Origin of the sequence: Ktedonobacter racemifer DSM 44963 (assembly GCF_000178855.1) — a bacterium.
Classification (GTDB): Bacteria; Chloroflexota; Ktedonobacteria; order Ktedonobacterales; family Ktedonobacteraceae; genus Ktedonobacter; species Ktedonobacter racemifer.
This window is the reverse complement of sequence record NZ_ADVG01000004.1, coordinates 1,217,034-1,229,769: the sequence shown is the minus strand read 5'-3', so window position 1 is coordinate 1,229,769 and position 12,736 is coordinate 1,217,034. Positions and strand designations below refer to the sequence as shown.

The window sequence follows — 12,736 nt, the reverse complement described above, 5'->3', positions numbered from 1 at the left end:
ACTGGTGGTATGAGCAAACACGAACCACTCGTCCACGATTGGCGCGAATGGCGAAGACGACGTGCCTGGTACCTCTATGAACAAGGTTGGCAACAAAAGGATATTGCTCACGCTCTTGGAGTGAGCAAAGGAGCCGTCAGGCCATGCGAAAACTGAACGGACAAACGGCACGCCGCGGCCTGGAACTGCATTTTCCTCGGTATCACTACCAGCACCAGCCGGACCAAGAAGCCTTTCAACGCGCTCTGGTGACACTTCTGGGCCAGGTTCCTCTGGAGACCGATATCGAGGCGTTGGTGCAATACTGGCCCTATTTTATGAGCGGAGTATTGGCTGCATCGGTGTCCTGAAAGATTGGCTTGTCCGAGCGGTTGCTGCCAGTCTGGCAGAGGGATTGGACAAGCTTATATTGGAACGCATCCAGGAATGCGCGTTGCCTTTGGCGCAGTATGAAAGCATGGCGATGGAAGCAACAGCGGGTGAGCAAGAGTTACATTACACTGCCAGCCGTCGGCAATATCTTTAGAAATTGCTGGGGATGGGTGATCTGGCTGAAACGTCCACCCCGCCTGTTCCTCACCCAACCCCACAGCCTCATGTGGGAGAGCAACGCCCAGTGCGCCATGAGGTGGGAGCACCAAAGAACGAGAATATCACAGGGCATTGCCCCTTCTCGGGCGAATACATAGCCATTACGCCATCTGAATTACAGCAAGCAGGGGTGGCAAAAGTTCAGTGTCCCGAATGTGGTGCGATTTGGACAGCGCGTATCAAAGGCGAGAGCGTTTTCTTCCCATCACATCAGACGATTACCAGAAGACGTGCGCAGACCATTGAGCGCTGAATCAAACAAAGTAGAGGGTGGGTGCTCATCCAGGCCAAGAAGTAGAAGGTAATGAGAACCACCATATCAAATGGAACCATATCTTGTCCATCGCGTTTTTGAATCATATCATGTCCATTTTGGTCAAGATCATTGGCAAATCACAGATACTTCGCTATCCGTCACTTTGGGCATTGGACCCCGTTGTCGCAGGCGCTTGCCTTCCAAGACCTGTGGCAAGAGGTCGTCAATCACACAGAAACATGTGATAATCAAGTCGTCCAGGTTCATGAGTCTCCTCCTCGAAAGCTTTGTCATCTCTTTGAGGAGGGTAGACCTCATGAACCTTCTTTGGCAAGCCAAAAACTTGCACATCGAGTTAGTTACACACCTTTTTAGAACAGAGAAAGGTAAGCTCGGCAAACTCTCTGCCCTTCATGGGTCGGTCTCGTCCGTGGCTAATTCCTACTTAGCTCGCTGCGGCACGAGTCGCCCCGATAGATCTTCGACGTCACGGGTTCCCTCGTGATATTCAGCGTCAGTGTTGACACTCCAGGGGTCCAGATTTGCGTTGACAGCGATATTGCGTGCAGCACACAGCGCACTCATCATCGAATGGTCCTGGTTGTTGTAATGGTGCATGCCATTGCGTCCGACCAGTTGCAGATTGGGGGCATGCGCCTCCAGGTAATCACGGATGGTACGTACGTGCGTCTTATACTCATCATTGTAGACAGGATAAGCCTTTGGCTGGCGCACGACAAATCCTCCAAGGATCTCTTCGGGCTTGCACATTTTGAGCTTGAGTAGATCCTTACCACCGAGCTTCACCAGATCCTCGTCGCTCGAGGTCCACAAACCATCACCCTCAAAGCAGAAGTATTCCAGACCCAGGCAGGTTTTACTGGCGTCGGGCACCATGTCGGGACTCCAGTTTTTGAAGTTCTGAATACGCCCGGCTACAATATCGGGATCGTGCAGATAGATCCAGTTATCAGGAAACATTTCCGCCCGGTCGACAATCAATGCTACCGTTAAAAAATCTCGATACTTCAATTTATCGGCTGCCTGACGAATATGAGCGGGCAGCGGGGGATCAAAGGCATAAACTAGCTCGCGCATCGGCAGCGTCGAAATATAGTGCGAGCCATGTTCCATCATCGTGTTGCCCTTGGTATCGCAGCTGATGACGCCTGTGACCTGTTTGCCATCGTGCTGAATGCTGACGATCTCTTTGCCCATCTTCACCGGATAACCATGCTTTCCAATGATCGATGCTGTCCGTTCCCACAGTTCGCCTGGACCACGGCGTGGATAGCGGAACTCATCAATCAGGGTTTTGATCACCTCACCGCCTTTTTTGGTCTTCTTGTTGGGCAGCAAGGCGTTTTTGATGGCGGACGACAGACTCAGCCCTTTGATGCGTTGAGCAGCCCAGTCGGCGGACAATTCTGTGGTACTGATCCCCCAGACCTTTTCAGTATAGGTTTTGAAGAAAATCTGGAACAGGCGTTTGCCGAACTGGTTGGTCACCCATTCCTCAAGGTTTCTGGGATTGCGAGTGGGAGCGAGGCGCGCTTTGATATAACTGCTGATGCAACGGATGGTTTCGATGGGTCCCAGACCAAAAAGCGCATTGGCGGCCTTGAGAGGATAATCGAAATATTTCCCTTTGTAGACGATGCGGGAGAGGCGGGGGCGAACGAGGAGATCCTTGCCCATAATCTCGGTCCACAAATTTTCGATCTCGGTACTCTTGGAGAAAAATCGATGGCCGCCGATATCAAAACGATAGCCGTCGTGTTCGACGGTGCGTGAGATACCGCCGACGTAGCAGGGATCCTTTTCTAAGACTGTAACACCTACCTGTTGATGTACTACCAGCTCATAGGCAGCCGTTAAGCCAGCAGGGCCTGCTCCCATAATTACTACGTGTTTCTGGGCCTGTTCCGCGGAGGAGGATGCATCTTGCATCTGGGGCGAAGCTGAATCACCAGCGTACGAAGAGATCAAGGACATAATCAAGCCTCTCTAACAATTTAGATCACATAATCAGTCACATCGAATAAGGACAGTGCCTATGAATACTATGTTCCTTTTTTCGTTGATGGCACTATTAAACGTAAGGCTGTATAATTCTACAAGTCCTGGCTTTGTTGAGGAACACAGCACTGAATACATTCAAGCAACTTCTGAGAGGTATATGTTTCTCACTGAGATGCGACATGCAGCAGAAGTCATACAGATGTACTTAGCTAAGCTCCGGTATATTATAGGTGATATACATAGTTCACAGTCAATATATAGGACTTCTGACCAGGATCTGGGAATTCTTGTGAGAAACAAAGGCTCCAGAAAATGAGATTTCTGGAGCCCGCAAACTTCTATGCATCAATGGACGATGTTCGACTTAGCGGAAACGCTTCGGGCTTCTTTTTATCGAGAAAAGCCGGCTTTCTTTCTTCCGCGGAGGAACGATAAGAGTTGATAGATGCCCAAACCAAAAGACCCCCAAACGACAAGAGTGATCAATGGGTCAAAGATAACGTGTATACGCGGATATTCACTTTCAGAGTAACTACCGAGCGTGGTGATGATCACCGCGTAGACAACAGTAAGCACGAGTAACCCCATTGTCTGAACACCAAAAGCATGTCGTGTCTTTCGATAGCAGCAGAGGGTAAGCCAGATGAGCGCACAGAGCGGGAAAAGAATATTTGTGGTAGAAAGGCGTAGCTGTATCAACAAAAGAGGATTGATGATGTTTACAAATTTTCCAGGCGCTATATGGGGAATACTAGGTGCAGGGTAGTAATATAAAGATGTAAAAAAGAGAGGAACGGATTTCATCAGAAATTCTACTGGGTGGTGGAGAATAATATTTTTTGCCCAATCAGCAGAGGCTTGAGCGTAATGGTCACCAATACCCGGAGCATGACTAGCGATGTAGAAAGGACTGGCGTGACCCTGGCGAAGATAGTCGTCATAGATATGGCTCAAGTATGGGTTGTACGGCGTTTCATCTTGCATTCGATATTGTAGTACTTTCCCTATGAGATTCATATTCGTGACTGTTGAGAGGCTGGCAACATTATTTATCCTGGCATTGGCATAGATATAGCCTCCAATGAGAAGGTACATGACCGCCAACGAGCTTATCACCGGCAGGGCGATCGTTCGCCTGGGCAGCTTTTTCCAGGTAAAGACAATGAGAATGAGAAAAAGCAAACAGGGGAAAAGCACCCATTCAGGGCGGGCAAAGAGGAGGAATAAGAGGCAACCGGAGCTTATCCAGAGAAAGAGCGGGCGAAGGGTTTTGAGAAAGACAATAGCGTTGAGCATAACCGTCGTGAGAAGCCAGAGGGAAAGTCCTTCCGCCATGATGAGCTTCGCGCTGTACAGAAGAAAAATATTGGTCCCAACCAGCAAACCAACAAGAAATGCAATCCATGGCCGCCGAGTTATCAGAAGGGTAAGCAGGTAGATCTCGGCCACTGCGCAGATGAAGAGTATCCCCTGGACGATGCTGACTGCCATTAAATTCCCCTGGTGGGTAAAGGCATAAACTCCTAAGATAAAGATCGAATAAGTCGGGAGACGAAAATAGTTCACTGGATTACCCGTTGTTTGCAGTTGATGTACGGCTCCAAGATAGCCATATGTATCTGGCCCAAATTCAACAAAAGGGGCATTCAGGTAATAGATGCCCACGACACCAATAATGATAAGAAGAAGAAAAGCGCCTAAATAATAGGAAAGCCGAGTCTCCACTCCGGCTTGTTTTTCTGAAAGCATCTTAACGTTCCCTTTTTCTAAAATATCTGTAGGAGAAGTTTCATTCCAGTTTAAAACTCCGTTCTCGCTGATTTATGAAACTATCCATTCATAAAAACGATTTAAACATATCCATGGCTCGCACAACGTATTTCATAGCCAAAGGTCCTGTTTATAGCGTAGAGAAACAGAGAAACTCGGCAACTCCAAAATAGCTCTGCCAGTGTGAGTGTAAATCCTTTTTCTCGGCTGCCGATAATAGAAAAAGAAGGTAACTAACCCGATGTGCAAGTTTTTTGCTAGGCGATTAACCCAGCGAATTGAAGGGACGGACGGTCATGTTGCTGATTGAGAAACAGGCAAAGCGCGTGCATGATAACCACACGCAGAAGACGACTGCGCCGGTGCCAGAGATCTCTGGCCCACATGCGCTTCCAATCGCCGTAATCAATCAGCTGAGCAAAGACCGTCTCGATCCGATAGCGTACCCGACCGTGGACACGGCTCTCATAGGCTTTCGCCTTGGGCGACTGCGGCTTTTTGAAGGGCGCCTGCAAGAAAATGCCTTGCACGCGTAGACGCTGCTGAACCTCAGGCAGCCAATAATTGCGGTCGCCCAAGAGCAAGCCACTGGTCCCTTCAACCAGTTCTTCGACGACCGCTCCCTCATGTTCATTGGCCGGAGCCAGTTCCATCTGGGTAATCAACCCTTGCCAGCACATGCGAGCATGCAAGCGAAACCATAAAAGCGTTGTTTTTGCACCGGGTCCCAGCCATAGCGAGCCTGCCCACGGAAGATCCGGCAGCGCGTCGCTCGTGCAAAGCGGCAGACCGGATGCCACAGCTATCCACGATGGCTGTCTGTTCGTCGGCCAGAATCAGTTGGTCGCGCAAGAGCATCCACAAGCGTTCTTTGACTGCCCACAAGTTGGCCAGCGGGATCAAACTCATCGACCAATTGGATTGGCTCAAAAGTATGACCAACACCACTGGGGTCTTGCACGTTCTTGTGGGAACCTATGAACTCCTGGCCATGCGAAAACTGAACGGACAAACGGCACGCCGCGGCCTGGAACTGCATTTTCCTCGGTATCACTACCAGCACCAGCCGGACCAAGAAGCCTTTCAACGCGCTCTGGTGACACTTCTGGGCCAGGTTCCTCTGGAGACCGATATCGAGGCGTTGGTGCAATACTGGCCCTATTTTTATGAGCGGAGTATTGGCTGCATCGGTGTCCTGAAAGATTGGCTTGTCCGAGCGGTTGCTGCCAGTCTGGCAGAGGGATTGGACAAGCTTATATTGGAACGCATCCAGGAATGCGCGTTGCCTTTGGCGCAGTGTGAAAGCATGGCGATGGAAGCAACAGCGGGTGAGCAAGAGTTACATTACACTGCCAGCCGTCGGCAATATCTTTGGAAATTGCTGGGGATGGGTGATCTGGCTGAAACGTCCACCCTGCCTGTTCCTCACCCAACCCCACAGCCTCATGTGGGAGAGCAACGCCCAGTGCGCCATGAGGTGGGAGCACCAAAGAACGAATGTATCTGTTATGAGAGGAGGAAAAAGTACCACGCTGGATACCAGAGGAGGTTGAATACCTCAAAGAAAACTTGCTCACCGCTAGTAAGGATGAACTTATGGAACACCTGGATACAAGAACCTGGCAAGCCATTAGAAATAGAGGGTATGTGCTAGGGATTGTACGGAACAGGCACGATTTTAGTAAGAAGTACACGCCTCATGACGCAAATTTTTGTGTTAGAGACTATCAATTCATCTGGGAGAAGGGACTTTCTATGACTTCAACAAGCACCGAGTGGGGGCTTGTATATCGTCGCGCATCCCACGATTGTTGAGATTGGCGGACCCTACAGTTGACCAGAGGTCGTCGATGATGGCTACCTTGGCGTGTACGTAGATGGGGCGGTAATGTGTCTTACCATCAATCTGACCACTACTGCCGAGGCAGAAGGCCTCAAAACGCCCCTCCTCAAAGGCCCGGGGCGCCTCAGCGTGTAAGCGCTGTAGACCGGCGTCGCTGAAGGCGCGTCCAACATTGGGATGGTCGGGCAGGATGATACTGGCGAAGGCCCCACGCAGGAGCGCAGCCCCCAGGGTGCGTAGGTTTGTCTCCATGTCCGGACTGTCGGAACCCATCAGGGGCAGGTCGACGCCGATAAAGGCGCGCAGCCAGAGATACTGATTCTCCAGATAGGCGAAGCGCTGAATATTGCCCAGGGCCTTAGCGTAGACCTGCGCGATGTCTTGCAGACCGGGATCGGGATCAAAATCGTAAGTATGCTGTGGAATCGTGCGCACGACCTGGATCGTCTGCGTCCCCTGTACAGGTGAAGGCAAGGGGCGTTCTGGAATAGTAAAGCTGGTATCCAGGCGCTGGCGAGCGACGACATCGTTCCAGCGCTGGCGGAAGTTAAGCTCTACATCCCCGGCGGCGCAGCCTTCAATGAGGGAGTGGACATCGTGCCAGGGATGTGGCGTCTTCTGCTATTCGTTGCGCCTGAGAGGAGTATTGAAGGCGTGCATGGGCGTGTCCCAGCGGTCATAATCACCCTGTTTCTCAATCAGAAGATCCACGCCACCCACAAAGGCATGTGTACCATCGATGACCGCCGTCTTCTGATGCAGCGACTCTACGGGATGGTGAACCAGGCCGCGCGCTATCATCCAGGATGCAATGTACTCCAACCGCTTCAAGCTCCTGTTTTGTCTCAAGCGGCTGGTAGTGTGAAAAAGCCTTCTGGCTGTGCCAGAGGAGCACTTTTATCTCCACTCCCTTGCTGCGCGCGTAGCCCAGCACGGCCTGAACCGAGAGATTATGCGTCAGCCAGAACTGGATATAGGCCTCAGAGAAACCCTCGACGCGCAGTCCCTCAATCAATGCTGTCCGCTGGGGGCTGCCATCGGGTCCGCCGAGATAGTCATCGCCTCGCACCAGCTCCATTTTAGCCGTCATACCCCAGTTGGCTAAATAGATGTATTTCTGTGCTTTGATACAGTGGCGACATATGGTCCACATTGCCTGCCAGCCGTCTACCAGGTAGGTCACATGCGAATCGTTAGCACGGACAGGCGTACTGCCCTGTGTCCACCAGTCCCGTTGTTGGGTATTGATATTTGCTTCTTGCGTCATAATTGCCACCTTCCACAAGCGTTTTGTCAGCATATATTACGCGTGTGCTAGACATAACTATATCTTTATTACTTTTCAGGCAGAGATTTAGTTGTATATTTGTATCTGTAAAACATTGACAAAGCGTTAACACATCGATTACAACAAATGGAGTGTGACTAAACTAATTGGTGGCAGCAGTGATGGAGAAAAATAATTTCATGAGTACAAATACAGGTATGCAGAGCGCTTTCAATGAGCCGGAGCGTCCACAGTTTCACTTTACGCCACAGGCGAACTGGATGAACGATCCCAATGGTCTGCTCTATTACCAGGGTGAGTATCACCTCTTTTATCAGCATCATCCTGGTAGTATCAGCTCGGGACCGATGCACTGGGGGCATGCCGTGAGCCATAACCTGGTACATTGGACACATCTCCCCATCGCGCTTTATCCCGATGAACAGGGGGATGCCTGGTCGGGGAGTGCTGTGGTTGACGCGAACAATACCAGTGGTTTTTTTCCTGGTGGTTCAGGGCTGGCCGCTCTCTATACGGGTGCTCATACGGTGCCACAGCAGCAGTGCCTTGCCTATAGTAGTGATCGTGGTAGAACCTGGACGAAGTATAAGTACAATCCTGTCATCGCGAATCCAGGTGTGAATGATTTTCGCGATCCCAGGGTCTTCTGGTACGAGCCAGAGCAACGCTGGTTTATGATAGTCGCGGGCGGCCAGGTTCGTTTCTACTCCTCGCCCGATTTAAAGAGCTGGCGACTGGAGAGCCAGTTAGATGACCATACCGAGTGTCCCGACCTCTTTCCACTGGCGATAGATGGTGATCCCAACAAGCAGAAATGGGTACTTAGCCTCGGCGGGCGTTTCTACTATGTTGGTAGCTTTGATGGTCATATCTTCAGCAAAGAGTCTGATCTGTTGACGACTGATTATGGGTCAGACTTTTACGCGGCCCAGTCCTGGAGCGACATTCCCGCTAGCGACGGGCGGCGTATCTGGCTTGGGTGGATGACAGACTTAAGCTATGCTCCGGTTATCCCAGCTACGTCCTGGCGCGGAACTATGTCTGTCGCGCGCAGTCTGGGGCTGAAAACGATCCCGCAGGGCTTGCGGCTCGTGCAAATGCCCATACGAGAGTTGGAGCAACTGCGGAGCGAACAAGTACATCTGGATCGTAGCGAGCTCACGCCGGGAACAAACCTGCTTGCAGACATGAGGAGTGATACGCTGGATATTGTGGCCTCATTCCAGCCTGGGAGTGGCAGAGAGTTTGGCTTCAAGCTGCGCGTAGGCGGGGAAGAGCAGACCCTCGTCGGTTATGACACGCGGACCTCCAGGTTCTTTGTTGATCGTACTCAATCCGGTCGTAGCGATTTCAATAACAGGTTCGCGGCCCGGCACGAGACTTCCCTGCTGTTGAAGAACAACATGCTTACGCTGCGTATTCTGCTGGATCGTACCTCCATCGAGGTCTTTGCTAATGATGGAGAGGTCGTGATTAGTGACCTGATCTTTCCCAATGTCTCCAGCCAGGGCATCGAACTCTATACTAGCGGTGGCGAGACGATACTCCATTCCCTGGATCTGTATCACATGAGCTCCGCCTGGAAACGATAATTGCAAAGTATAATAGGGAGATACATACCAGGTATTGACAACGTGTGCGAAAGTAAGTGAGAATAAGTAGATGTACGCAGTCGTACCGTTTGCCAAGCAGGTGGATGTCAGCGTGAAAACAGTGCAGCGCTGGGATCGAGAAGGCAGGCTCAAAGCCAAAGGAACGCTTTCTGGGCGTCGCTCCTCTCATGAGGTCGATCTGACCACGGCGCTCAACCTTCCGAAGCTGCCAGCCGCTCGCTGAACGATCGCCACTTGCCGGGTGTCGAGTCCTGCTCGACCGGAATTCCCGCAAAGCGGGAGAATAGGCGCTCAAGGATGAAAACCGCACACAAGATTCGGATGAACCCCACCCCTGAACAGGTGGAGTATCTCAAACGAGCCTGTGGCACGAGGCGATTTATCTACAACTGGGGACGGGAGCAGTGGGAAAAGCAATATCAGGCGTACAAAGCCGAGCAGGAAAGCGTTCCCGAAGAGCAGCGCGTGCTCAAACCGCCACATGCCCTCGCACTCAAGAAGCAATTCAACCAGATCCGGGAGCAGGAGTATCCGTGGACCTATCAGGTGACGAAGTGTGTGGTGGAGGGTGCGTTCGATGACCTCAAAAACGCCTATGACAACTTCTTTGCGGGCCGAGCGAACTACCCGCAGTACAAGAAAAAGGGGAAGTCGCACGAGTCGTTCTATCTCTCCAACGATAAATTCACCTTGGGAAGCCATTGGATCTCGATTCCCGGACTTGGCCGCTTCATCCTCGATCAGCGCCAAACGAAGAAGGACCGAGGCAAGCTCTTACGCAGACTGGGAACGGTGAACGTCGCCGAAAAACTGCGCTTCGTCGAAAAGGGGAAAGCCACCACTCCCACGAAGAAGCGCAACCAGCGCAAGCACGTCGTGTGCGAACGGGTCAAGATCCTGGGGGCGACGGTCTGCTGTGAAGCGGGCCACTGGTACGTCTCCATCCAAGGAGACATCGCACGGGAGCGCCCCACAACGCCCGAAGCAGTGGTGGGGGTGGATGTGGGCGTAAAGCAAGCTGCTGTGGTGAGCGATGGGCGCAGGCTTGAGAACCAAAGGCCTTTAGCGCTCCATCTCAAGAAACTCGGCAAGCTGCAACGCCAACTCAGTAAAAAACAGAAGACGAAAGACCCGCAAACCAGGCGAACCGTGTTCAGTAAGAATTACGAGAAGCAACGACTCAAGGTCGCACGCAAGCATCAGCAGATCGCCAACATCCGGCGGGATGTGCAGCACAAGTTCACGAGCGAACTGGCGCGAACCTGTGGGGCCATCGGCATCGAAGACCTCAACATCCTGGGGATGATGGCCAACCGGAAGCTCTCGCGTGCCGTGGCCGATGCCGCGATGGGGCAACTGTTGCAGTTCCTCAAGACCAAAGTGGCCAACGCCGGGGGAGAGCTCTTCATCGCCTCTCGCTGGTTTCCTTCCACCAAACGCTGTTCGTGCTGTGGGCAGGTCAAAAAGCGCATGCCGCTCAAACACCGCACCTATGAGTGCGTGGCCTGTGGGCTGGTGATCGACCGGGATCTCAATGCCGCCTTGAATCTCCTGTGGTTCGCAACACAACAGCTTCGCCAGCTTCACGCGTAAAGCTGGCCGTCCTGGAGAGTGGCTACCGCCGGACGTAAAATGCCTGGGGAGTTGATGTGAGACCAAAACGGGAGGGCCGATCCAAAGGTTCCCGTGCGCTGGCTATCGACGATGAAGCAGGAAGAACTGACCGTTCGGGGGTGTTTACACACGTTCGAGTATGAGAAAGGTAGCAGGTGCGCGATTAAGTGATCTGTTCACGAACTTCAGGAGCAAAAATATTATGCGTAGGTTGATTACTTGTGTTGGTGAATGCTTGATTGACTTTATGCCCTTGAGAGAGGGTCAGCATAGTCTGGGCTATGGCGTCGATTTTCGCATGTATGCGGGCGGCTCTATCTTTAACGTCGCGGTAGCTCTGGCGCGCCTGGAGCAGCTCACGGCCTTCGCTTGCAAAGGTGCAGATGACTATTTTGGACAGTATTTACGCACATATATGCAGCGCGAGCAGATCGACACGCGTTTTCTCGTCGAGGCGCCTGGTACGCACACGACGCTGGCCTTTGTCGCCGAGCAAGACGGCCATCCCGTCTTTAGCTTTTATGGTGAGGGCGCGGCGGACGCGCTTCTCATGGCGAATGAAATTCCTGAAGCACTGTACACTGAGACACGTATCTTGCACTTTGGTTCCATTAGCTTGCTGCGTGGTAGTACGCCTCGGGCCGTGTTGCACATACTGGAGCGACTACACGGGAAGGCGTTGCTTTCCTTTGATCCTAATTTACGCCCCAGCCTGGTGCAGGATGAGCAGGCGTATCGCGAACTACTCAGGCGGGCCTTCTCCCTGGCGGATATCGTCAAATGCAGCGATGCCGACCTGGAGTGGATCTATCCCGGGCTCGGCAATGAAGAGGCGCTCGCCGAACTGTTGCGGCAGGGACCCGCGCTCGTCGTTATCACCCGGGGAGGGCAGGGAGCTATGGGGGCGCGCATAGATGGCCCGGTTGTGCAAGTCCCCGTATTTCCAGTAGAGATCGCGGATACCGTGGGCGCGGGCGACTCCTTCTGCGCGGGCCTGCTGGCGCGACTAAGCGAGCTTGGAATCGACGAGCGCGGCCGCCTGGAGAGCCTCACCCCGGAACAGTTGAGCCAGGTTTTGCGCTTCGCCTCAGGCGTATCTGCTCTCAACTGCTCCAGGCCAGGAGCTAATCCACCCCACCGCGCGGAAGTCGAAGCCTTTTTGAGTAAGGCTTAACGATGCGAGCGATGGCGAAGAGCGAAATGGCCGAGACCACAAAGGTCAAGGCATCAAAAGAAGTAACAAGGCTCTAGAGCAAGAACTTGTGCAGAGAAAGACATTCTTGTTCTAGAGCCTTGTTATGTTGTAGGAATGAAGAATACCAGAGAATTAGCGCTCAGTGTGCTCGCGCCCTCCTCCAAAGAGGCGGCTGATAATATTGCCAGCCTGCCCAATAATATTGCCAGAGCGCTTGTGCGCCTGGTCTTGCACCACGTTCAGCGCTCCGCTTGCCATGTCTTTGGCCCGCTGTTCGAATTGTTGCCCACCTGGAACCTTCTTCGCGAAGTCGCCAATGACCTTGTCAATTCGCTCTTCTGCCACTTTGCGCGCGGAGTCTATCTGCTCATCAAACTGTCCCGGCTGCTCATTTTCGGGCTGATGTGGATCTGTCATATGTATGTTCTCCTGCGAGAGGGCCTGTATGGATTTCCTGATTTACGCTGGTCGTTTACAGTTCTATTATAGACAGATGCTTATGCTTGACCTTTCGCGCCTGCGGAGTTCAAAAATAAAGTCGAGG

General features: G+C 52.3%; 14 protein-coding genes and 2 pseudogenes. 8 read left to right on the top strand and 8 right to left on the bottom strand.

Features of this window, described 5'->3' with window-relative positions:
* Positions 1–9: 9 nt before the first annotated feature.
* The 3 genes from KRAC_RS67870 to KRAC_RS47075 all read left to right on the top strand — a co-directional run bounded on the left by KRAC_RS67870 (position 10) and on the right by KRAC_RS47075 (position 844).
* Entirely contained in the window at positions 10–156 is a 147-nt protein-coding gene (locus tag KRAC_RS67870; protein ID WP_083815127.1) for a terminase gpP N-terminus-related DNA-binding protein, read from the top strand.
* On the top strand, positions 144–350 hold the full coding sequence (locus KRAC_RS47080) for a hypothetical protein (RefSeq protein ID WP_040447293.1): 207 nt from the start codon (positions 144–146) through the stop codon (positions 348–350). The genes KRAC_RS67870 and KRAC_RS47080 overlap by 13 nt, the downstream gene beginning before the upstream one ends.
* A 188-nt stretch (positions 351–538) precedes the next feature.
* A complete protein-coding gene (locus tag KRAC_RS47075; protein WP_040447292.1) occupies positions 539–844 on the top strand; it encodes a hypothetical protein in 306 nt (101 codons plus the stop codon).
* A 147-nt stretch (positions 845–991) separates the two neighbouring features.
* Here the strand turns inward: KRAC_RS47075 and KRAC_RS72825 are convergent.
* The 4 genes and pseudogenes from KRAC_RS72825 to KRAC_RS47050 form a co-directional block, all read right to left on the bottom strand.
* Positions 992–1,114, bottom strand: a pseudogene (locus KRAC_RS72825) (IS982 family transposase); the annotation flags it as partial.
* 174 nt (positions 1,115–1,288) lie between these two features.
* On the bottom strand, positions 1,289–2,842 hold the full coding sequence (locus tag KRAC_RS47065; protein WP_007919426.1) for an NAD(P)/FAD-dependent oxidoreductase: 1,554 nt from the start codon (positions 2,840–2,842) through the stop codon (positions 1,289–1,291).
* 417 nt (positions 2,843–3,259) lie between these two features.
* Positions 3,260–4,618, bottom strand: a complete 1,359-nt coding sequence (locus KRAC_RS47055) for a hypothetical protein (protein WP_007919422.1) — start codon at positions 4,616–4,618, stop codon at positions 3,260–3,262.
* 278 nt (positions 4,619–4,896) lie between these two features.
* Positions 4,897–5,319 carry a transposase gene (locus KRAC_RS47050; RefSeq protein ID WP_083815126.1) on the bottom strand — a complete coding sequence of 141 codons (423 nt, stop codon included), beginning with the start codon at positions 5,317–5,319 and terminating at the stop codon, positions 4,897–4,899.
* A 35-nt stretch (positions 5,320–5,354) separates the two neighbouring features.
* Between KRAC_RS47050 and KRAC_RS63965 the strand changes: the two genes are divergently transcribed.
* Complete coding sequence (locus KRAC_RS63965; RefSeq protein WP_169461016.1) at positions 5,355–6,293, top strand: hypothetical protein; 939 nt, start codon at positions 5,355–5,357, stop codon at positions 6,291–6,293.
* Positions 6,294–6,392: 99 nt separating this feature from the next.
* Here the strand turns inward: KRAC_RS63965 and KRAC_RS47035 are convergent, their stop codons facing one another.
* From KRAC_RS47035 to KRAC_RS77325, 3 genes are all read right to left on the bottom strand, one after another.
* Positions 6,393–6,956 (bottom strand): phospholipase D-like domain-containing protein, encoded by a 564-nt coding sequence (locus KRAC_RS47035; protein WP_040447288.1) that lies wholly within the window; start codon positions 6,954–6,956, stop codon positions 6,393–6,395.
* Positions 6,957–7,103: 147 nt separating this feature from the next.
* Positions 7,104–7,223 carry a hypothetical protein gene (locus KRAC_RS80315; RefSeq protein ID WP_420795875.1) on the bottom strand — a complete coding sequence of 40 codons (120 nt, stop codon included), beginning with the start codon at positions 7,221–7,223 and terminating at the stop codon, positions 7,104–7,106.
* Positions 7,177–7,749 carry a hypothetical protein gene (locus tag KRAC_RS77325; protein ID WP_244422529.1) on the bottom strand — a complete coding sequence of 191 codons (573 nt, stop codon included), beginning with the start codon at positions 7,747–7,749 and terminating at the stop codon, positions 7,177–7,179. Before KRAC_RS77325 ends, KRAC_RS80315 begins: the two co-directional genes overlap by 47 nt.
* Positions 7,750–7,949: 200 nt before the next feature.
* Between KRAC_RS77325 and KRAC_RS47025 the strand changes: the two genes are divergently transcribed.
* From KRAC_RS47025 to KRAC_RS47010, 4 genes and pseudogenes are all read left to right on the top strand, one after another.
* Complete coding sequence (locus KRAC_RS47025) at positions 7,950–9,362, top strand: glycoside hydrolase family 32 protein (protein WP_007919412.1); 1,413 nt, start codon at positions 7,950–7,952, stop codon at positions 9,360–9,362.
* A gap of 70 nt (positions 9,363–9,432) precedes the next feature.
* A pseudogene (locus tag KRAC_RS47020) lies at positions 9,433–9,603 on the top strand (MerR family DNA-binding transcriptional regulator); the annotation flags it as partial.
* 77 nt (positions 9,604–9,680) lie between these two features.
* Complete coding sequence (locus KRAC_RS47015; RefSeq protein WP_007919409.1) at positions 9,681–10,976, top strand: RNA-guided endonuclease InsQ/TnpB family protein; 1,296 nt, start codon at positions 9,681–9,683, stop codon at positions 10,974–10,976.
* 223 nt (positions 10,977–11,199) lie between these two features.
* The gene (locus tag KRAC_RS47010) at positions 11,200–12,171 is read left to right on the top strand and encodes a carbohydrate kinase family protein (RefSeq protein ID WP_007919406.1); all 972 of its coding nucleotides are present in this window, start codon (positions 11,200–11,202) and stop codon (positions 12,169–12,171) included.
* Between the two features lie 153 nt (positions 12,172–12,324).
* Here the strand turns inward: KRAC_RS47010 and KRAC_RS47005 are convergent, their stop codons facing one another.
* Positions 12,325–12,609, bottom strand: coding sequence for a hypothetical protein (locus KRAC_RS47005; protein WP_007919404.1), 285 nt, complete (start codon positions 12,607–12,609; stop codon positions 12,325–12,327).
* Between the last annotated feature and the right edge of the window lie 127 nt (positions 12,610–12,736).